The sequence below is a fragment of the Mesorhizobium sp. WSM4887 genome (assembly GCF_029625865.1).
Taxonomy (GTDB): domain Bacteria; phylum Pseudomonadota; class Alphaproteobacteria; order Rhizobiales; family Rhizobiaceae; genus Mesorhizobium.
Window position 1 is genome coordinate 14,751 of record NZ_JARTVP010000023.1, and the last position, 17,743, is coordinate 32,493.

Below are 17,743 nucleotides of genomic sequence, written 5' to 3' on the forward strand. Positions count from 1 at the left end.
CAACCCAAAATAGGCGCAAGAATGGTCAGCTGTCATGAAAATGGTTGTAGACCAGCTTCGCCACGTGCTCGGAAATGCCATCGACCTTGACTAGGTCCTCGACCGCGGCGCGGCTGACCGCCTTGGCGGTGCCGAAATGGTGAAGCAGCGCCCGCTTGCGGCCTGGGCCGATGCCGACGATCTCGTCGAGCGGGCTCTTGACCATCTCCTTCTTGCGGCGGGCGCGGTGCGAGCCGATGGCGAAGCGATGCACCTCGTCGCGCAGGCGCTGGACGAAATAGAGCACCGGGTCGCGCACCGGCAGCGTGAAAGAGTCCCTGCCCTTGACGAAGAAGCGCTCGCGCCCGGCGTCGCGGTCCTGGCCCTTGGCGATGCCGATGGCGACGACCCGGTCCTCGATGCCGAGATCGGACAGGATCTTGCGCACCGCCGTCATTTGCCCCTGGCCGCCGTCGATCAGGATGACGTCCGGCCATGCCGGGAAGCTGCCGATTCCCTCGACAAGATCCTCGGCCGCATCGTCCTCGGCCTCCGCGCCCGCTCCGATTGAAGGCTGGACGTCGCCGTGCTCCCTGAGCAGCCGCGAGAAGCGGCGCTCCATCACCTCGCGCATCATGCCGAAATCGTCACCGGGCGTGATCTCGGTCGAGCGGATGTTGAACTTTCGGTACTGGTTCTTCACAAAACCTTCCGGCCCGGCGACGACCATGGCGCCAACCGCATTGGTGCCCATGATGTGCGAATTGTCGTAGACCTCGATGCGCACTGGCGGCCTTGCGAGGCCGAAGGTCTCGGCAAAGCCTTGCAATAGCCGCGCCTGCGTCGACGTTTCCGCCAGCCTGCGGCCGAGCGCCTCACGCGCGTTCTGCAGCGCGTGATCGGTGAGATCCTTCTTCTCGCCGCGCTGCGGCACCGAGATCGCTATCCTGCGCCCGGCGCGGGTTGACAGCGCCTCGGCGAGCAGCTCCTGCTCCTGCACCGGCTGGGAGAGAAGCAGCGTACGCGCCGGCAGCTTGTCGTCATAGAACTGCGCCAGGAACGAGCCCAGCACCTCGGCCGGCTCCAGCGCCGGATCGGCCTTGGGAAAATAGGCGCGGTTGCCCCAGTTCTGGCCGGTGCGGAAGAAGAACACCTGGATGCAGGTCTGGCCGCCTTCCTGGTGGATGGCAAAGACATCCGCCTCTTCCACAGTCTGCGGGTTGATGCCCTGATGCGCCTGCACATGCGACAGCGCCGCCAGGCGATCCCGGTAGATAGCGGCCCGCTCGAAGTCGAGCTCTTCGGAGGCTTGTTGCATGGCGGCCGAGATCTCGGTCTTCACCTTCTGGCTGCGGCCGGAGAGAAAATCCTTCGCCTCGGCAACCAGCTCGGCATAGCCCCGATGCGATATCTCGCCGGTGCAGGGACCGGCGCAACGCTTGATCTGGTAGAGCAGGCAGGGCCGCGTGCGGTTCTCGTAGAAGGAATCCGTGCAGCTTCGCAGCAGGAAGGCGCGCTGCAGCGAATTGATGGTGCGCCGGACCGCGCCGGCGGAAGCGAAGGGCCCAAAATAGTCGCCCCTGCGCGAGCGCGCGCCGCGATGCTTATAGATACCGGGCGAGACATGGTCGCCGGTAAGCAGGATGTAAGGGAACGACTTGTCGTCCCGCATCAGCACGTTGAAGCGGGGCCTCAGCCGCTTGATGAGGTTGGCCTCGAGCAGCAGCGCCTCGATCTCGGTGCGGGTGACGACGAATTCCATCGTCGCCGTCTCGCGCACCATGCGGCCGATGCGGGCGGTGTGGAAGCGCCCCTGCGCATAGTTGGTGACGCGCTTCTTCAGGCTGCGCGCCTTGCCGACATAGAGCACGTCGCCGGCGGCGTTCATCATTCGGTAGACGCCCGGCTGGTTGGGCAGCCGCTTGACCAAAGTCTGGATCACCTCGGCGCCGACCATGCCGTCGGCGTCGCCGGCATGCGGCGTCCAGTCGATCGCGGTGAAAGCGACGTCGGGACCGGCGGCAACCGCCTCCGGCTCGACGATTTCCTCCGACGCCTCGTCCTCGATGTCGAGATCGGGCGGCAAATCATCGGCGGCGCCGAGGGGGCTGTGTTTATGGGCAGGACTCATTCCACCATGCCTGTCACATCGGGCGTCTGCCATGCAAGATGCTGGCCGCCGTCGAGCGCGATCATCTGGCCGGTGACGGAGCGCGCCTCCCAGAGATAGCGGATGGTGGCGCCGAATTCCGGTAATTGTGGGCCGCGCTTCAGAATCAGCCCTTCGACCTGCCTGCCGAAATCTTCGTCGTCCTGGCGCTTGTTCTTCAGTGTCGGGCCGGGGCCGATGGCATTGACGCGAATGCGCGGCCCCAGCGCCTGCGCCAGCATCTGGGTCTGCGTCCACAGGGCCGATTTCGACAGCGCGTAAGAGAAATAGCGCGGCGTCGGCCGCCAGACACGCTGGTCGATGACGTTGACGATCAGTCCCTCCGCGCCTTCCGGCAAGGCCCGAGCAAAGTTCTGCGCCAGCAGCGCCGGCGTCTTCAGATGAATGGCGAAGTGGCGGTCCCAGGCCTGCCAGTCGAAATCCTCGACACGGTCGTCGACGAACAAGGAGGCGTTGTTGACGAGGAGCGTGACCGGGCCAAGGGCAGCTTCGGAGCGGCCGACCAGATCGCCGACGGCTTTCATATCGGTGAGGTCGGCGGCGAGCACGGCGGCACGGCCGCCCTGGTTCCTGATGCGGCTGGCCAGCGCCTCGGCCTCGGCTCCGGAACGATTGGCATGGATGGCCACGTCAAAGCCATGCGCGGCAAGGTCCTCGACGATCGCCTTGCCGATCCTTTTCGCTCCACCCGTCACCAGCACCACGCCAAAGGCTTCTTTCATGTCGTCAATCCTCTATCGGCTTCACGATTCCGGGAAGCCGGCACAATATGACGGGCCAAGCGTTAAATGCCATTTCTACCTGGGGCAGGAATGTGGCGAAGCGGCCCGTACGCACGCTGCCGACCCGGATTGCGGAAGTTTCATAATGCAATATAGGTCCCCGAACCCCTTGAACCAAGCGGTGTGCAGCGCAACATGACTAGCGTGCTGACATTCGCTGTTGCGAAGATGCAACGTCACCTTTTGGCCTCATTCGCGCCAGGGAATTACCCAAGTTCAGGTTCGCTTCAGCCGTATTTCAGCACGACATTTGGAACCGTTGAACGCCAGGCCCGTTTATCCCCCCGGACGGGCCGGGGGCATTCATGAACATAAAAAGCCTCGTGTCTTGTGGCTTAAGGAGTAAACAACAATGCAAGCTAATCTCAAGTTTGCGCGGCCGCTGGCGGTTGCGCTCGGGCTCTTCGCCCTCGGTGGTACCGCTTATGCCGCAGACGCCGTCACCGAAGAGCCGCCGGCACCGGCCCCGGTCGCCGAACTCCCCGTCGCTTCCTGGGCCGGCCCCTATGCCGGTATCAGCCTCGGCTACGGCTTCAGCGGCCATGCCGACGCCCGCGACGCCGGCGTCAATGTGAAGACCAAGGGCTTCATCGGCGGCGTCTTCGGCGGCTACCAGTGGCAGCAGGACAACTTCGTCTACGGCGCTGAAGCCGATCTCGGTTACAATGGCGTCAAGGGCGACAGCGCGGGCATCAATGCGAAGGGCGGCCTCGAAGGCTCGCTGCGCGCTCGCCTCGGCTATTCCGTGACCCCGGAAATCCTGCTCTATGGCACCGGCGGTCTTGCCGCCAAGAACCAGAAGATCACTGATAGCGTCACCGCCACCGACGAGAGCAAGGCGATGCTGGGCTGGACGGCCGGTGTCGGCACCGACATCAAGATCACCGACAACGTGTTCGGTCGCGTTGAATACCGCTACACCGACTACGGCGACAAGGACTTCGGCGCCCTCGGCAACGTCAAGTCGAAGGACAACCGAGTCACTTTCGGCGTCGGTATGAAGTTCTAAGTCGTCCAAGCCACGACACGGAAAAAGCCGGGCCGCGCGCCCGGCTTTTTTTGTGGCTCGCGTTGCCGCAGGCCGACACGTTTGGCCGCGCCTTCAGCGCAATCCGGTGGATGGCGCCTGCTGGAAATCCTCATGGGCTGAAATCGACTGCAGCCGGTCGAGCCAATTCGCGCGCGAGCGCGTGAAGACCTGGGCGTCCGGACGGTAGTCGGCCGGGTCGGTCATGGACGCGGCGTGAACGTGGATCTCGTCGGGCCATCTGTCGGAGCGGAAGTAGAGCCTGGTACCGCAGGACGGGCAGAACCCGCGAAAGGTGTTCGGGCTGCTTTCATAGTGCCTGATGACGCCGGCCCAGTTCAGCTGCTCCGGCCTCATGCCGAGGAAAGCGGTGAAGGGAGCGGACGTGGCGCGCTGGCAATCGGCGCAGTGACAGACAAGATTTCGCGTGAGCTCCCCGGAATAGATCCAGGTGACCGCGCCGCACATGCAACGTCCCGCCAGAGATGCCATCGCTTCCTCCGCCGACTGCGTGCCCGGGCCGACCCCGCCGACACGGCCGATGTTAAGGATAGGCGGCGCGATCTGTTCAGGCTGGCCGCTTTGCGACCTTGGCGGGTTTGACCTTCGGCGGCAGTGTCTCGACGAAAGCCAGCGCACGATCGATCCACTCGGCGAGATCTGCCTCGGTTGCAGTGCCTTCCGGCGCGACATGGACATAGCCTTCCATGGAACGCCCGCCCATTTCCATCGGCCGCGCATGGGGCCGTGCGGCTGCGGCCGCGTGCCGTTCCTTGCCGACACGCACAAGCAAGCCGCGCTTCGATGTGCCAATCAGCATATTGCCGTTGATCATGAAGCAGGTGCCGCCGAACATTTTCTGTTCCGTGAAAGCGCGCCGGCCAAGGGCCGCGCGCAAGCGCTCGACCATCGGGTCGGGGGCGACGATTGTTTGGGTGACCGACTTCGCCATGCGAACCACTTCGTAATTGCACGGCCTATGCAATCACGAATCCGGGCGACAATTCAATATGGGGAGGCGCGGCGGCGAGGCTGCCGATCTCCCCCACAAGGGTGGAGATGAGCTGTTTACCCCGGCACGCAGCCCTTCAGTTCCGGAAACTTTTCGTCAAAGCGCGCGGCCCAACGTGTAAGCCGGCCGCGGCCCTTTTCCCACTGGCCGCCGAAACGCAGCGCGAGATAGCCGAGGGTGGCACGCAGCGCCAGCTGGCCGGCGGTGATCTTCTTGGGCAGTTTCGGCGGGTTGGCGTTGAGCAGGTCGAGCGCGGCGGTGATCTTCGCCCACTGACGGTCGAGCCAGGGCTGATAGACCATGGCGTCGGGGCGCGTGCGCCGCTCATAGACCATCGACAGCGCGCAGTCGCAGATGCCGTCGGCCAGCGCCTCCAGCACCTCGGCCTCGAGCCGCTTGTCGGGGTTGCGCGGGAACAGCACGTTCTTCGACAGCCGGTTGAGATGCTGGGTGATCGCCCGGCTGTCGTGGATCGTGCGGCCGTCCTCCAGCACCAGCACCGGGATCTTGCCCAGCGGATTGGCCGAGATCAGCTCCGCCGGCTTGTCCTCCGTCTTGACCGGCACGAGGTCGATGGCGATGCCGGCATAGGCGGCGGCCATGCGGACCTTCGAACTATAAGGAGAGGTGGAGGCGTAGAGCAGCTTCGGCATGGATCGGGTTCCTGATTGTCCGCGCGCACTGTTGACCGAATGCTCTTGCCAGAGCAACGGCCAGCGTCGCCAAAACCTACCGCCAGTTGGCCGCACCTTGTTCGAGCGGCGCGTGCCGCCGCTACTTCAGGGACCGCTCCATGATGATGGTTCGTTCGTCGTCGTGGAAGCAGTCCCGGAGCGGAAGCCAAGTCTGAAATAAAATCGCTCCGCGGTTACCGAGGACGGCACCGTCAGCACCGTCGCGCCGTTTGCCCGCGCTGCTTCCTCGATCTCCAGCATCAGCCGGCTGCCGACGCCGCGTCCCTGAAATTCAGGATCGACGAACACAGATCGAACCGTTGTTCCGTCCAGCCCCGCGGTACCGACAATTTTGTCGCCGCAAACGGCGACAAAGACTTGGCGCTTCTTGAAAAGTTGCAGCACGGCCGAGGGGCTGAAGCTCTGCTCAACGCGGGCGATGATTTCCGGCCCGTAATCCCTGGCGTTGTTTTTCCGCAGAGCGGCAACAATGACCCGGCTTACCGCTTCGGCATCGCCTCGCCTGCCCGTCGAATTCCAAGCCACAAAGCCATGATCAACCCTTTCTACCTGATCGACGTGCGGCAGCAGCCGACATCGCCCGGACCAGAACGGATCGTGACGATGCGAGCCGGTCGCGCAATAAAAAAGCTCCCGGAAGTTTGCCGGGCGGCAAATTTCCAGGAGCTTTCAGGACAGGCCTTTACCGATCCACTTCGCCCGCTGTCACGCCGAACTGGCGAGAGGGGCGCCTCGACGGCACCCACCCTCGCCTGTTCAGGCTCGCGAGCGAAGTTACGCGATTACTTCTTGGCCGGCGCCTTCTTGGCAGGCGCTGCCTTCTTCACGGCTGCCGTCGACTTGGCGGCTGCTGCTTTCATCGGCGCCTTGGCGGCGGGCTTGGCCGCTGCCTTCGCTGCCGGCTTCTTGGCGGCGGGCTTCGCTGCCGCCTTGGCGGCGGGCTTGGCTGCCGCCTTCGCGGCCGGCTTAGCCGCAGCCTTCGCCGCAGGCTTTGCCGCTGCCTTGGCCGGAGCCTTGGCGGCTGCCTTCGGTGCCGCTGCCTTCTTCGCTGCTGCAGGTTTCGCGGCAGCCTTCGGTGCCGCTTTCTTTGCCGGCGCTTTCGCCGCCGGCGCCTTGGTTGTCGTCTTTGCCATGCGATGCCCCTTGCGTTTTGCCCAAGGTCGTGAGTGACCCGGCGTGCTCATGCATATCTGACTCGCGGCTATCTAGCCAGCGAAGCAACACAATGAATTTCAGTTATTGAATTTTGGTTACACAAGACGCGTTGACAAGGGCATCGACGAAAAAAACGACAGAGAATCTTTGCCCGTCGAAGTGAAATTGCGCCGTCGAGAATTCCCGATGCTCTCTATCGACGGATCATCCAGACATCTTGATGCCGCGCAGAGCGCAGAATGTGAGCCTATTGCTCATAATGGACAACGCACACCAAACAAAGCACCTCATCTTGTCCAGCGGAAAGATTTACAAGTCAAGGCGGAGCAGAACCGAACCGACGAAAGGGCAAAGCTTGCGCGGCAAAAAGCGAGCTTTGCGCTCACATTCAAGATCTGCCACTGGAGAGCTTGATCCGCTCAGGCTCCGCTGCGGACGGCGTGGAGGACTCCGCCGTTCCATGGTCCTCGCAAGTTCGGGGGGAGAAAACCGTTGCGCACTTTTCCTGGAATTGCTGTTCTTCCTTGGTCGCAATTCCGGACGGAAAACCGCTTCGCACTTTTCCTGGAATTGCTCTCAGGCCAAATGTGAGTATTCTGGTTATATTCTCGGGAGGCAGGTTGGGGATGTCTACTCGCATTGCAAAGCCAGCCCCGCGCATGCGCAAGGAGCCGCGCCAGGCGCGCTCGGTCGCCACCGTCGAGGCGATAATCGAAGCAGGTGCCCGCGTTCTAAGCGAGATCGGCTGGGCGGGCTTCAGCACCAACAAGGTGGCCGAGACCGCGGGCGTGAGCATCGGGTCGCTCTATCAATATTTCCCCGACAAGCTTGCGCTGGTCGACGCCATCCGACGCCGCCACTTCGACCATGTGCTGTCCGTCATTCGCGAAGCCGCGGCCGAGGAGAAGCCGCTCAGGCAATTCGCGCGCGAGCTGGTGCGCGGCATGATCGCCGCGCACAGCATTCACCCGACGTTGCATCAGGTGCTGCTCGACGAGACGCCGGGCGACCGCGGCTCGCGCGCCGCGCATGCCTCGTTCCAAGCCCGCTATCTCGAGCACTATGCGGCGGCCGTCGCGCAATACCGCCGGCGCCTGAAGAATACCGAGACCGTGGCGCGCGTGCTCTCCTCCGCCGTCGAGGGCGTGATCCACAATGCGGCGCGCCGCAACATGCTCGATGCGCCGGAGCTGCAGAAGCAGCTCGGCGAGCTGATCTGCGCCTATCTGTCCGGCCAGGGCGCGCGAGCGTGACCAGCGCGATACCGACGCCGTCAGGGTCGATAGCCGAGGCAGATCGCGCCCAGCGCGACGACGGCACAGGCTCCGATACGGAGCGGCGTCAACTGCTCGCCGAGGAAGAAGCGGCCGATGAAGGCCGCGAAGACGACGCTGGTCTCGCGGATGGCGGTGATCGGCCCGGCTGGCCCCTGCGCGAAGGCGGCGACCACCGCGCCATAGGCCAGCAGCGCGAATAGGCCGCCGCTCAAGGCCTTGCGTGTTTCCGGCGCACGCAGGTCGACAATGAGCCTGCCGCGCAGGCCGACGAAAGCCGCCGGCAGCAGGGCACCGTAGATCAGCAGCACCCAGGCGGTGTAGGCGGCGCTGTCGCCGGCGACGCGCACGCCGATCGCGTCGACCGTCGCATAGGCCGCGATGATGACGCCGGTGGCCAGCGCGTAGAGGATCGATGTCACTGAGGCCCTGCCCCGCCCGACTGACAGACCCATAATGCCGCAGGCGACCAGCGCGACGCCGATGAGTTTCGGCGCGGCGAGCCGCTGGCCGGCCAGCAGGAAGCCGCCGAGCGCCACCAGCAGCGGCACGCTGCCGCGCACGATCGGATAAACCTGCCCGAGCTCGCCATAGCGGTAGGCGGCAACCAGGAACACGCTGTAGCCGACCTGAAGGACGGCCGATAGCACGACATAGGGCCAGGCAGCCGCAGCCGGCAGCGGATGGAAGAGCGCCAGGACAATAGCAGCGGCAGTGCTCGAGAAGCTCATGACCGTGACCGTCCACAGCCTGTCGGCCCCGGTCCGTAGGAAGGCGTTCCAGCTGGCATGCAAAATGGCCGCGGACAGCGCGAGCCCAACGACCGTCGCGTTCATTGGGGGACCTGCGCGCCGGCGAGGATGGCGGAAGCCGCCTTGCGCGCATTGGCGATGGCGGCATCAGCCTCCCCCATCTGGGCCAGCAGCGTCGCGCCCTCGATCAGCATCAGCAGCGCCGTGGCGACGCCCTCGGCCCGCTCCGGCGGCATCTCTTCTTCCAGGATGGCGCGCAGGCGCGCCCGCAAACCATTCTTCTGGCGGCTGGCTGCCTTGAACACCGGATGATCGGGATCGCCGAACTCGGCGAGCGCGTGCGCGAACAGGCAGCCGTGGAAGTCCGGATCGCGAAACCAGCGTTCGTGCCAGTCCAGTATCGTTAAGATCTTCGCTTCCGCCGTGTCCGCCGTCGCGGCCAGCCGGTCGAGCTGGCGTTCGAAACGCGCCGCGCGGTGCTCGAGCACCGCGACGATTAGCTCGTCCTTCGCCGGGAAGTGGCGGTACATCGTCATCTTGGCGATGTTGGCCTCGGCAATAATTCGGTCGATGCCGGTGGCGTGGAAGCCGTCGCGCTTGAACAGCGAATACGCGGTGTCGACGACATGCTGGCGTTTGGCGGAGGGCGATGAGGGCATTTATGCTGCCGCGTGATGAGACAGGTCTGTCTCTTTTTAGGCAACGGTTCGACAGTTGTCAATTGGCGGCCGATTAGCCGATTTGCTTCCGGCGATAGCCGGCAAGCTCACAATATTCGCGATCGGACTGATGCGGTCGGCGGGCCGCACTGAGTGGCCTGCGGCCTGAAGGCCGCAGGCCGGGGAATGGATCGGCGGCTTCTTACCGAAGCACGCGGCAGCGGCCGTTATAAACCATCCAGCGGTCAAAGCCGGAGACGCAGAACTCGACATTGTCGCCGATCGAGGCGAAGCCCTGGCCTTCCTCGATCAGGTAGAAGATCGAGCGGTCGTGGCCGTCCGACAGGCTGACGGTGGCGCGGCAATAGTGCCGGCCGATCGGCCATCTCTCGCTCGACGGCAGATAACGATGCAGGCGGATGTTATGGAAATCGGTGATCGCGACATCCGGCAGGTGCGGCACATGATGAACCTGATAGCTGAACCGATCGGTGATCTTGCTCAGCACCCAGGCCTCGGCGCAGACGCTGCCGTCATCCTCGGTTAAAACGGCAACGTCGGCGGCCTGCGCTGCCTGGGTGAAACCAAGCGACGTGCCAAGCGGCGTCAGAAGCGAAATCAGCGCGGCAAGGGCGGAATGGGCGAAGCGAGTCATGACAGCCTCTCAAGGTCGGTTGCGCGCACTGTGCGGATTCGCTTGGCGGCGGTCAAGCGGTTGTGAAGACAATGGTTTCCCAAATCATCGTTCCAGATGCGGTCCGGCTGTCAGACGGTTCCCGCCACCAGCAGTCCGCCGACGACGGCCAGGTTGATCAGGAAGGCGTTGCGCAGCACCTGCCGCTCCGGCTCTTCGGACTCCCAGAAGCGCAGCGGCGCGACGTTCGTCGCCAGCGTGAACAGGACAAGCGCACCTGCGGCGAAAGGCACGGCACGGCCGAGCGCGAGCATCAGGCCGGCGACGACTTCGAGCGCTGAGCCGGCAGCCAGCATGACAGCGGGAGCCGGAAACTTCCGGCTCGCCAGATATTCGCACATCGCCTTGAATTTCACGAAGTGCTCAATGCCGGCGAAGACGAACACGCCGCCGATGAGAAGCGCGTCTATCGCCTGAATGGTATCGATCGACATGTCGACCTCCTGCAGGCTTCCGGGTCAATCCTTCGGGATGAAAGCGGGGTTGTAGACGACTTCCCAGAGATGATCGTCGGGATCCTGGAAATAGCCGGCATAGCCGCCCCAGAAGGTCTTTTGCGCCGGCTTGGCGACGCGCGCGCCGGCCTTGACGGCCTCGGCCATCGCAGCGTCGACCTCGGCCGCGCTCGACACGTTGTGGCCGATGGTGAACTCGGTCGGACTGCGGCTGCTCTGCGGCACGGTGGCGTCGAGGGCGATGCTCGCGCGCTCGAAGATCGCGAATTTCAAGCCGCCGGCAAGCTCGAAGAAGGCGACGGCGCCGTGCTCGAACTCGCGGCCGATGATGCCTTCGGTCGGCAGGCCCAGGCCGTCGCGATAGAATTTGAGCGACGCCTCCAGATCGTCGACGCCAAGGGTAAAGACGGTGATGCGAGCTTTCATTTCTCTCACTCCCTTCTATATTCGTCACCACATCCGCGACCGGATGCGGCGCGGTGAAGGCGCTGGACGCGCCAAGAGGCTGCATCCGTTTTGCCACGGCGGAAGCGACCCGCATTGAAGATTTCGGCCAAAAATGGCCGAAGCGGACCCGCCAGAGCACGCCGAAGCAGATCGGAGAAGATATGGAAGCGGTCCTGGCGCAGACCACCGGCTTCTTTCGGGAACGGCCCGCCCCGGGAGGCCTGGCCGGCGCCTTCTCCGCCGTCTGGGTGCATCGCATGGCGAAGCAGGACGTCCCCCCAATCGTCGTCACGCCGGACGCGACGATCGATCTGCAATGGATCGAAGGTCGCTTCCGCGTGGCCGGACCGGACAAGGAGCCGCAGATCGAGCGCCTTTCCCCCGGGTCGGTGATCATCGGCTTCCGCTTCCGGCCGGGCGCGGCCGCCGGGTGGCTCGGCGTGCCGGCCGGCGAAATCGTCGGCGGGCGGCTGAGCCTCCAGGACTTATGGGGTACGCGTGCCCGCGAACTGTCGGATCGCGTCAAGGCCGCGCCCGACCTCGCCGGCATGGTGCGGCAGTTGGAAAATGAAGTCGGCGCGCATACAGAGGGGCGCGATGCGCTCGATGCGCTGATGGGCAGGGCCTTCGACCTCATTGATGAAGGCCTGTCGCCGGAGACGCCGCTGGTTCCCTGTCTGCTCAACCGCCTCAACATGAGCGAGCGGACGCTGCGCCGGCGTTTCGAGGACGCTTTCGGCTATGGTCCGAAGACGCTCGACCGCATCCTGCGCTTCCACCGCTTCCGGCGCCTGCAGCGACGGCATAGCGATGGCTCGACCGCGCTGCTCGCCATCGAGGCCGGCTATGCCGACCAGGCGCATCTGATCCGCGAAACCCGGCGGCTGACCGGCGTGACACCCTCGGCGCTGGCGTAGCTCAATCTTCGGCTGGTCCCGGTCTCACTCACCGGCCAGCCATTCGATCGTCCAGCGCGACGGCTGTTCGACGGCAAGCGCTCCATGCAAGGCCGGCAGCATCACCCGCAATTCGGCCTCCAGCGTGAAGGGCGGGTTCACCACCACAAGGCCGCTGCCGTCGAGGCTCGGTTCGCTCGAGGCAGGCCGGATCTCGAAGCCGATGTCGAGCAGTTTTGGAATGCCTGTCTCCTTCAGCGCGGCGCGGAAGGCGGCGACCGCCTTGCGATCCTTGATCGGATACCAGAGCGCGTAGATGCCGCCCGGCCAGCGCCGGTGCGCTCGGCGCAGGTTCTCGACGAGACGCTGGAACTCGCCCTCCTCCTCGAAGGGCGGATCGACAAGCACGAGCCCGCGCTTTTCCTTCGGCGGCAGATGCGCGCCGAGCGCCAACCAGCCGTCGAGCTCGATCACCCTGGTCTGGATGTCGCCGGCGAAGATGGCTTTGAGCCGCGCAGCGTCCTCGGAATGCAACTCGATCGCCGTAAGCCGATCCTGCTTGCGCAGGAGATGGCGCACGATCAGCGGTGAGCCGGGATAGCGGCGGAGACCGCCGTCGGGATTTTCCAAGCGCACCGCTTCCAGATAGGTCTGAAGCAACGCCGCCGTCCGAGGCTCGAGTGCGGCCTCGGACAGCCGGCCGATGCCGCCCTGCCATTCACCCGTCTTGCCGGCCTCCACCGACGCGAGATCGTAGCGGCCGATGCCGGCGTGAGTGTCGATAACGCGAAAGGCCTTGTCCTTCTGCTTCAGATACTCGACCAGCCGGCTGAGCACCGCGTGCTTGACGACATCGGCGAAATTGCCGGCGTGGTAGGCGTGGCGATAATTCATGCCGCCTTCACCTTTGCGAACCGCCGCGGCCCCAGCGCGGCGGCGGGGGCTGCGAGTTGGGATTCTGCGGCGGCTTGTTGCCACGCCCAAAGACCAGCGAAAGCACCAGCCCAGCCAAGGCGACGCCCATCAGCGTGTAACCGGCCGGCTGCGCGCGTTCGTCGACCGAGCCGGTGCCGGCACGCAAGATCAGGTCGACGGCGCGCATGTCGATGCCGTCCGCATCGCCCGGACCGACAGTGAAGACGTAAGCGCCCGGCGTGACCGTCTCTATCACGCCGGCCTCGTCGCGAAAGATCTTGTCGGGCAGCTGCGGGCTCACCTGGCGTGGATTGTCGGCGTGGTTGAAGGAGAGCGTCGAGGCGAGCGCCGTGCGGCCGCCGCTTGCCGCGGTCAGCGTCAGCACCGTGTGCTGCTGCGAGGCGACGCGCTCGGCACGCGCGGTGAGGTCGACCAGCACGCGGACAGGCGCGTCGCGCGCAGCGAGCCGTACGGTCGCCGGCCGGAAGCGGCCGCCCTCGTAGACGCGCCAGGTGCCGATCGCATGGCCGGAGAAATTGCTCACCGCCCAGGGATAGAAGACCCCGATGGCAGCGCCGGCGATGAGGACAAGAACCGAGAGGAAGCGCATTGAAAGCCCTGGTTAGAGTTTCTTGCGGGCGCGATCGCCACTTTTGGCGGCCTCGTCCCGGGCAGCGTCGCGAATCCGCTCCATCTCGTCCAGAAACATCTCCAGGCCAAGCTCGAAAGTCTTGTCGAAACCGCTTGTGCCAAAATAAGCCGCGGCCGTCACGACACTGGGATAGTCGCGCGCCAATTCTTCGTCGCTGACCGTGGTGACCGCCGACGGCCCCTTGGCGTAGCCGGCGGTCTCGTCGAGGATCGCGCCCATCAGATAATAACCGGCGGCGCGGAACAGACGGGCGCTGAGCTCAGGTCCGAAGCCGCCATCCTCGAACAGGCCGATGATGGCGTTCAACTTGGCGAGGCAGGGCGGCGAGTTCATGCGATAGACGACGATGAACGGCGCGAAGGCCGGATGCTCCGTCGCCACACGCCGGAATTCCTGCATACCGATGCGCGCCCGCTCACGCCAAGGAAGGCTGTCATCGGGGATCACGAGCCCGCTCATCTGGCGATCGACCAGCGCCTCGTAGAGATGCGCCTGCGAGGGAAAGTGATGGTAGATGCTCATCGCCTCGCAACCGAGCCTGGCGGCGAGCTTGCGCATCGAGAAGCCGGAGAGCCCTTCCCGCTCGATCACCTCAAAGGCCGCGTCCTCGATCATTTCGCGGGACAGTTTTCCGCGGGTTCGGATTTTCTTGCTCGGTGAGTCCATGGCGCCGCTTGACAACTTACACTGTAAGGTTCATGTTCCAAATAACCTTACACCGTAAGGCTCACAAAAACCAGAGGAGAACATCATGCCTGTCATTCGCATCATCTCAAGCGCGCACTCCTGCCTTCGTTCAGCCTCGCTGCTCGCCGCTATCGCGTTTACCGCGGCCTTGACCATGCCTGCCGGCGCCGACGACTATGACGCCGCCATCAAGGACATCCAGTCGACCATCGGGGGCGTACCTGGCTTCATGAAGCAGTTCCCGAGAGCCGGTCTGCCCGGCGCGTGGGCCGAGGTCAAGGCCATCGAGCTCAGCGACAAGACGGCGCTGCCGCCGAAGGTGAAGTCGCTGATCTCGCTGGCGGTCGCGGCGCAAATCCCCTGCAATTATTGTGTCTGGTCGGACACCGAGAACGCCAAACGCGCCGGCGCCACCGACGAGGAGATCCAGGAGGCAGTCGCCTTGGCCGCCTTGACCCGCCACTGGAGCACCATCTTCAACGGCATGCTGGTCGACTTCGCCCAGTTCAAGAAGGAGATGGGCGGAGAATAGGGAGAGGCTATGAGGAGTAGAAACAGGAATGCACGGCGTCCAGTCGTCCAACCTGCGCTACTCCTTGTGCTCCCCTTTTTGATGCATCTCAGAGTGGTGGCGATGCCGGCAGGCCATCTCGGCGTGCCGGACAGCACGGCTGCGGAGCCGTCGTCACCACGGCCGCTAGCCCCGATCAATTCGGAAAGCGCGTTTCGCAGACAGGGCCTACAGGCTCGCCAGATCTACCTGTTGGCGAACTAAGATATACTTGCGCAATTTTCTAGCCCGAAAGACCGGCCGCAAGAAATGCCAGAGCCCGAGAGACGGCGCCAGACGCGTTCCTTGTTCTTCACCTTGGAGCCTTCCGACGAGTTTTGCGAAGACCGCGGCACGCGGTGTTTACCGCGGGAAAACCGGACGGAACCGCCCTTTTTATGACGCAAAAGGCGCGCCTGCCTACGCCTACAGTTAACCAACAGCAAAAGAGTAACGTTAACGAATCCCTAAATTAGTTGACTATGCCGCGCACAGGTATATCTTTCTATACGTTGGGTGTGCAATTTGGGCGAGCAGTCCGCGTTGGTGGCAACCATGTTCGTGGATCGCGACTTAGGGGCAAAGGGACGCTGAGCGGCAGCACATAAAGCCGTACGGCAACGACCCCGCTTACTCAGACAAAACACACGTTTCTGGCGACTCCGCGCATGCGGAGGGATCGCCATGATTTCACCTGGTCGGGCAACGCTGTTGCCCCGGCCCGGAACGATGATGCGTGGGTGTGTGCGAGTATGAGGTCGCCATGGGTAGGGTCATCAAGGTTCTGAAGCTGGACACCAGGCCGGGACGGAGGCGTGCCGATCAAGGACGCGCGCTGGTCGCCGGCGGAGCAGGATTTCTGGGTTCTCATCTGTGCCAAAGGCTGCTTGCCGATGGATATGAAGTCATCGCGCTGGACAATTTCCACACTGGCAAGCGCTACAACCTGTCAGCGATAGCGCGTGACGCGACTTTCACCTGCATCAGGCACGACATCGTCGAGGAACTGCCGACGGACCTGGCTGTCGACGAGATCTACAATCTCGCCTGCCCGGCTTCTCCGCCGCATTATCAGGCCGATCCGATCCACACCTTCAAGACCAGCGTGCTCGGCTCGATCAACCTTCTGGAGCTCGCGCGGCGACACAACGCCAAGATCTTCCAAGCCTCGACTTCGGAGGTCTATGGCGATCCGCTGGTGCATCCGCAGCCCGAAGGTTACTTCGGCAATGTCAACACGCACGGTCCGCGCTCCTGCTACGACGAGGGCAAGCGCTCAGCCGAGACGCTGTTCTTCGACTACTCGCGGACATACGGCATCGATGTCCGCGTCGCGCGCATCTTCAACACCTACGGTCCGCGCATGCGGCCCGACGACGGCCGCGTGGTGTCGAACTTCATCGTCCAGGCGCTGCGCGGCGACGACATCACCGTCTACGGCAGCGGCGCGCAGACGCGCTCCTTCTGCTTCGTCGACGACCTGATCGAAGGCTTCGTGCGCCTGATGAACGCCGGCGTGGCCCCCCAGCACCCGGTCAATCTCGGCAACCCCGTCGAGTTCACCGTCATGGAATTGGCCGAGCTGGTCATCGACTATACGAATTCACGCTCGCGCATCGTGCACCGGCCGCTGCCGGTCGACGACCCCAGGCAGCGCAAGCCCGATATCTCGTTTGCCAGGCAGCATCTCGGCTGGGAGCCGAAGGTTGCGCTGAGCGAAGGCCTCGCCCACACCACTGCCTATTTCGACGCCGTCCTGGGCGGACGCCGGTTCATCGCCCCGCGCAGGGTCCAGGCATCAACCGCCAGGGAGGCAACGGCATGATGACCCGGCGCCCCGTTCTGGTGACGGGTGGCGCCGGCTTCATCGGTAGCCATGCCTGCAAGCTGCTGTCGGCGGCGGGCTACTTGCCGGTGGTCTACGACAATTTGAGCCGCGGCAACGAGAAAGCCGTCGCCTGGGGGCCGCTGGTCGTCGGCGACATCCGCGACCCCGAAGCGTTGCGGCGGGCGATCGAGACTCACAGACCACAGGCGATCATCCATTTCGCCGCCCTTGCCTATGTCGGCGAGTCGGTCAGCGCGCCGGCGGATTACTATGCGACCAATGTCGGCGGCACCATCGCCGTACTGGACGCCGCGCGGGCAAGCGGCATCGACAAGGTGATCTTTTCCTCGAGCTGCGCGACCTATGGCGTGCCGGAAGCATTGCCGGTGAGCGAGGCCTCGCCGCAGAAGCCGATCAGCCCCTATGGCCGCAGCAAGCTGATGGGCGAAGAAATCATCAGGGACTATGCCGCTGCCTATGGAACGAGATACGCGATCCTTCGCTACTTCAACGCCTGCGGCGCCGATCCCGAAGGCGAGCTTGGCGAGTGGCATACACCCGAAACCCACCTCATTCCGAGGGTGCTGATGGCGGCGTCCGGCATGATCGAGGCGATCGAGGTCTTCGGCGCCGATTACGAGACGGCGGACGGCACATGCGTGCGAGACTACATCCACGTCAGCGACCTCGCGCGCGCGCATCTCATGGCATTGATGCATCTCGAGGCCGGCGGCGACAGCCTGTCCGTCAATCTCGGCACCGGCCGAGGCATCTCGATAAAGGAGATCCTCGAGGCCGTCGGCCGCGTCACCGGCCGGACGGTCCCGGTCGCCTATAAACCGCGCCGGCCCGGCGACCCGGCCGGGCTGTTCGCCGATCCCAGCCTAGCACAAGAGCAATTGGGCTTTGTGGCGGAACTTTCCGATCTAGACACCATCGTCAGGACGGCAGCGCCCTTCTTCGGGCTCCGACCGGCCCTGAAGCCGAAGGTTTTCAAAGCGTCCGCCGGCGTCTCGGCCCCCGCCCCCGCGCCCCCCCCCCCCCCCCCCCCGGGAAAAACCCCCCCCGCCCCGCGGGGGGTGGGGGCGGTGTGTAGAGGGGGGGGGGGGGGGGG

Annotated in this window: 22 protein-coding genes; 7 read left to right on the top strand and 15 right to left on the bottom strand. The window is 64.3% G+C overall.

What is annotated here, in order from left to right; all coding sequences use genetic code 11:
* Window positions 1–25: 25 nt before the first annotated feature.
* Together uvrC and P9230_RS31605 are read right to left on the bottom strand one after the other, a co-directional pair.
* Window positions 26–2,110, bottom strand: coding sequence for an excinuclease ABC subunit UvrC (uvrC, locus tag P9230_RS31600; RefSeq protein WP_278121716.1), 2,085 nt, complete (start codon window positions 2,108–2,110; stop codon window positions 26–28).
* Window positions 2,107–2,871, bottom strand: a complete 765-nt coding sequence (locus P9230_RS31605) for an SDR family oxidoreductase (RefSeq protein ID WP_095800049.1) — start codon at window positions 2,869–2,871, stop codon at window positions 2,107–2,109. The genes uvrC and P9230_RS31605 overlap by 4 nt, the downstream gene beginning before the upstream one ends.
* Before the next feature lie 412 nt (window positions 2,872–3,283).
* On the opposite strand from P9230_RS31605, the gene P9230_RS31610 reads away from it, so the two are divergent.
* On the top strand, window positions 3,284–3,940 hold the full coding sequence (locus tag P9230_RS31610) for an outer membrane protein (RefSeq protein WP_067330375.1): 657 nt from the start codon (window positions 3,284–3,286) through the stop codon (window positions 3,938–3,940).
* A gap of 93 nt (window positions 3,941–4,033) precedes the next feature.
* On the opposite strand, the gene P9230_RS31615 is transcribed toward P9230_RS31610, so the two are convergent.
* From P9230_RS31615 to P9230_RS31635, 5 genes are all read right to left on the bottom strand, one after another.
* Window positions 4,034–4,450 (bottom strand): GFA family protein, encoded by a 417-nt coding sequence (locus P9230_RS31615; protein WP_127239807.1) that lies wholly within the window; start codon window positions 4,448–4,450, stop codon window positions 4,034–4,036.
* Between the two features lie 76 nt (window positions 4,451–4,526).
* Window positions 4,527–4,910: a TfoX/Sxy family protein gene (locus P9230_RS31620; RefSeq protein WP_245460531.1), complete on the bottom strand. Its 384-nt coding sequence runs from the start codon at window positions 4,908–4,910 to the stop codon at window positions 4,527–4,529.
* Window positions 4,911–5,026: 116 nt separating this feature from the next.
* Complete coding sequence (locus tag P9230_RS31625; RefSeq protein WP_095800053.1) at window positions 5,027–5,623, bottom strand: glutathione S-transferase; 597 nt, start codon at window positions 5,621–5,623, stop codon at window positions 5,027–5,029.
* A gap of 126 nt (window positions 5,624–5,749) precedes the next feature.
* On the bottom strand, window positions 5,750–6,190 hold the full coding sequence (locus P9230_RS31630) for a GNAT family N-acetyltransferase (RefSeq protein ID WP_278121721.1): 441 nt from the start codon (window positions 6,188–6,190) through the stop codon (window positions 5,750–5,752).
* Between the two features lie 257 nt (window positions 6,191–6,447).
* Complete coding sequence (locus P9230_RS31635; protein WP_066995775.1) at window positions 6,448–6,798, bottom strand: hypothetical protein; 351 nt, start codon at window positions 6,796–6,798, stop codon at window positions 6,448–6,450.
* A 106-nt stretch (window positions 6,799–6,904) separates the two neighbouring features.
* Here P9230_RS31635 and P9230_RS31640 point away from each other — a divergent pair, with 106 nt between their 5' ends.
* A complete protein-coding gene (locus P9230_RS31640; RefSeq protein ID WP_278121723.1) occupies window positions 6,905–7,234 on the top strand; it encodes a hypothetical protein in 330 nt (109 codons plus the stop codon).
* Between the two features lie 245 nt (window positions 7,235–7,479).
* The gene (locus P9230_RS31645; RefSeq protein ID WP_067330364.1) at window positions 7,480–8,073 is read left to right on the top strand and encodes a TetR/AcrR family transcriptional regulator; all 594 of its coding nucleotides are present in this window, start codon (window positions 7,480–7,482) and stop codon (window positions 8,071–8,073) included.
* 20 nt (window positions 8,074–8,093) lie between these two features.
* On the opposite strand, the gene P9230_RS31650 is transcribed toward P9230_RS31645, so the two are convergent.
* From P9230_RS31650 to P9230_RS31670, 5 genes are all read right to left on the bottom strand, one after another.
* Window positions 8,094–8,930, bottom strand: coding sequence for a DMT family transporter (locus P9230_RS31650; RefSeq protein WP_278121725.1), 837 nt, complete (start codon window positions 8,928–8,930; stop codon window positions 8,094–8,096).
* Window positions 8,927–9,505 (bottom strand): TetR/AcrR family transcriptional regulator, encoded by a 579-nt coding sequence (locus tag P9230_RS31655; RefSeq protein WP_067330359.1) that lies wholly within the window; start codon window positions 9,503–9,505, stop codon window positions 8,927–8,929. Before P9230_RS31655 ends, P9230_RS31650 begins: the two co-directional genes overlap by 4 nt.
* A gap of 202 nt (window positions 9,506–9,707) precedes the next feature.
* Window positions 9,708–10,160: a hypothetical protein gene (locus tag P9230_RS31660; RefSeq protein ID WP_278121727.1), complete on the bottom strand. Its 453-nt coding sequence runs from the start codon at window positions 10,158–10,160 to the stop codon at window positions 9,708–9,710.
* A gap of 110 nt (window positions 10,161–10,270) precedes the next feature.
* The gene (locus tag P9230_RS31665; RefSeq protein WP_278111945.1) at window positions 10,271–10,633 is read right to left on the bottom strand and encodes a DoxX family protein; all 363 of its coding nucleotides are present in this window, start codon (window positions 10,631–10,633) and stop codon (window positions 10,271–10,273) included.
* 24 nt (window positions 10,634–10,657) lie between these two features.
* Window positions 10,658–11,080, bottom strand: coding sequence for a VOC family protein (locus P9230_RS31670; RefSeq protein WP_127217095.1), 423 nt, complete (start codon window positions 11,078–11,080; stop codon window positions 10,658–10,660).
* 53 nt (window positions 11,081–11,133) lie between these two features.
* Here P9230_RS31670 and P9230_RS31675 point away from each other — a divergent pair, with 53 nt between their 5' ends.
* Window positions 11,134–12,018: a helix-turn-helix domain-containing protein gene (locus P9230_RS31675; RefSeq protein WP_245479171.1), complete on the top strand. Its 885-nt coding sequence runs from the start codon at window positions 11,134–11,136 to the stop codon at window positions 12,016–12,018.
* A 24-nt stretch (window positions 12,019–12,042) separates the two neighbouring features.
* On the opposite strand, the gene P9230_RS31680 is transcribed toward P9230_RS31675, so the two are convergent.
* Genes P9230_RS31680 through P9230_RS31690 form a run of 3 tightly spaced genes read right to left on the bottom strand, consistent with a single transcriptional unit; the run spans window position 12,043 to window position 14,179 of the window.
* Window positions 12,043–12,891 carry a 23S rRNA (adenine(2030)-N(6))-methyltransferase RlmJ gene (locus P9230_RS31680; RefSeq protein ID WP_278121729.1) on the bottom strand — a complete coding sequence of 283 codons (849 nt, stop codon included), beginning with the start codon at window positions 12,889–12,891 and terminating at the stop codon, window positions 12,043–12,045.
* A gap of 7 nt (window positions 12,892–12,898) precedes the next feature.
* On the bottom strand, window positions 12,899–13,522 hold the full coding sequence (locus P9230_RS31685) for a hypothetical protein (protein ID WP_278121732.1): 624 nt from the start codon (window positions 13,520–13,522) through the stop codon (window positions 12,899–12,901).
* 12 nt (window positions 13,523–13,534) lie between these two features.
* On the bottom strand, window positions 13,535–14,179 hold the full coding sequence (locus tag P9230_RS31690; RefSeq protein ID WP_245457309.1) for a TetR/AcrR family transcriptional regulator: 645 nt from the start codon (window positions 14,177–14,179) through the stop codon (window positions 13,535–13,537).
* A gap of 136 nt (window positions 14,180–14,315) precedes the next feature.
* Here P9230_RS31690 and P9230_RS31695 point away from each other — a divergent pair, with 136 nt between their 5' ends.
* From P9230_RS31695 to galE, 3 genes are all read left to right on the top strand, one after another.
* Window positions 14,316–14,783 (top strand): carboxymuconolactone decarboxylase family protein, encoded by a 468-nt coding sequence (locus P9230_RS31695; RefSeq protein WP_278121734.1) that lies wholly within the window; start codon window positions 14,316–14,318, stop codon window positions 14,781–14,783.
* Between the two features lie 781 nt (window positions 14,784–15,564).
* Window positions 15,565–16,626, top strand: a complete 1,062-nt coding sequence (locus P9230_RS31700; RefSeq protein WP_127847262.1) for a UDP-glucuronic acid decarboxylase family protein — start codon at window positions 15,565–15,567, stop codon at window positions 16,624–16,626.
* A partial coding sequence (gene galE, locus P9230_RS31705; protein ID WP_347404016.1) for a UDP-glucose 4-epimerase GalE occupies window positions 16,623–17,743 on the top strand: 1,121 nt, incomplete at its 3' end. The genes P9230_RS31700 and galE, both read left to right, overlap by 4 nt.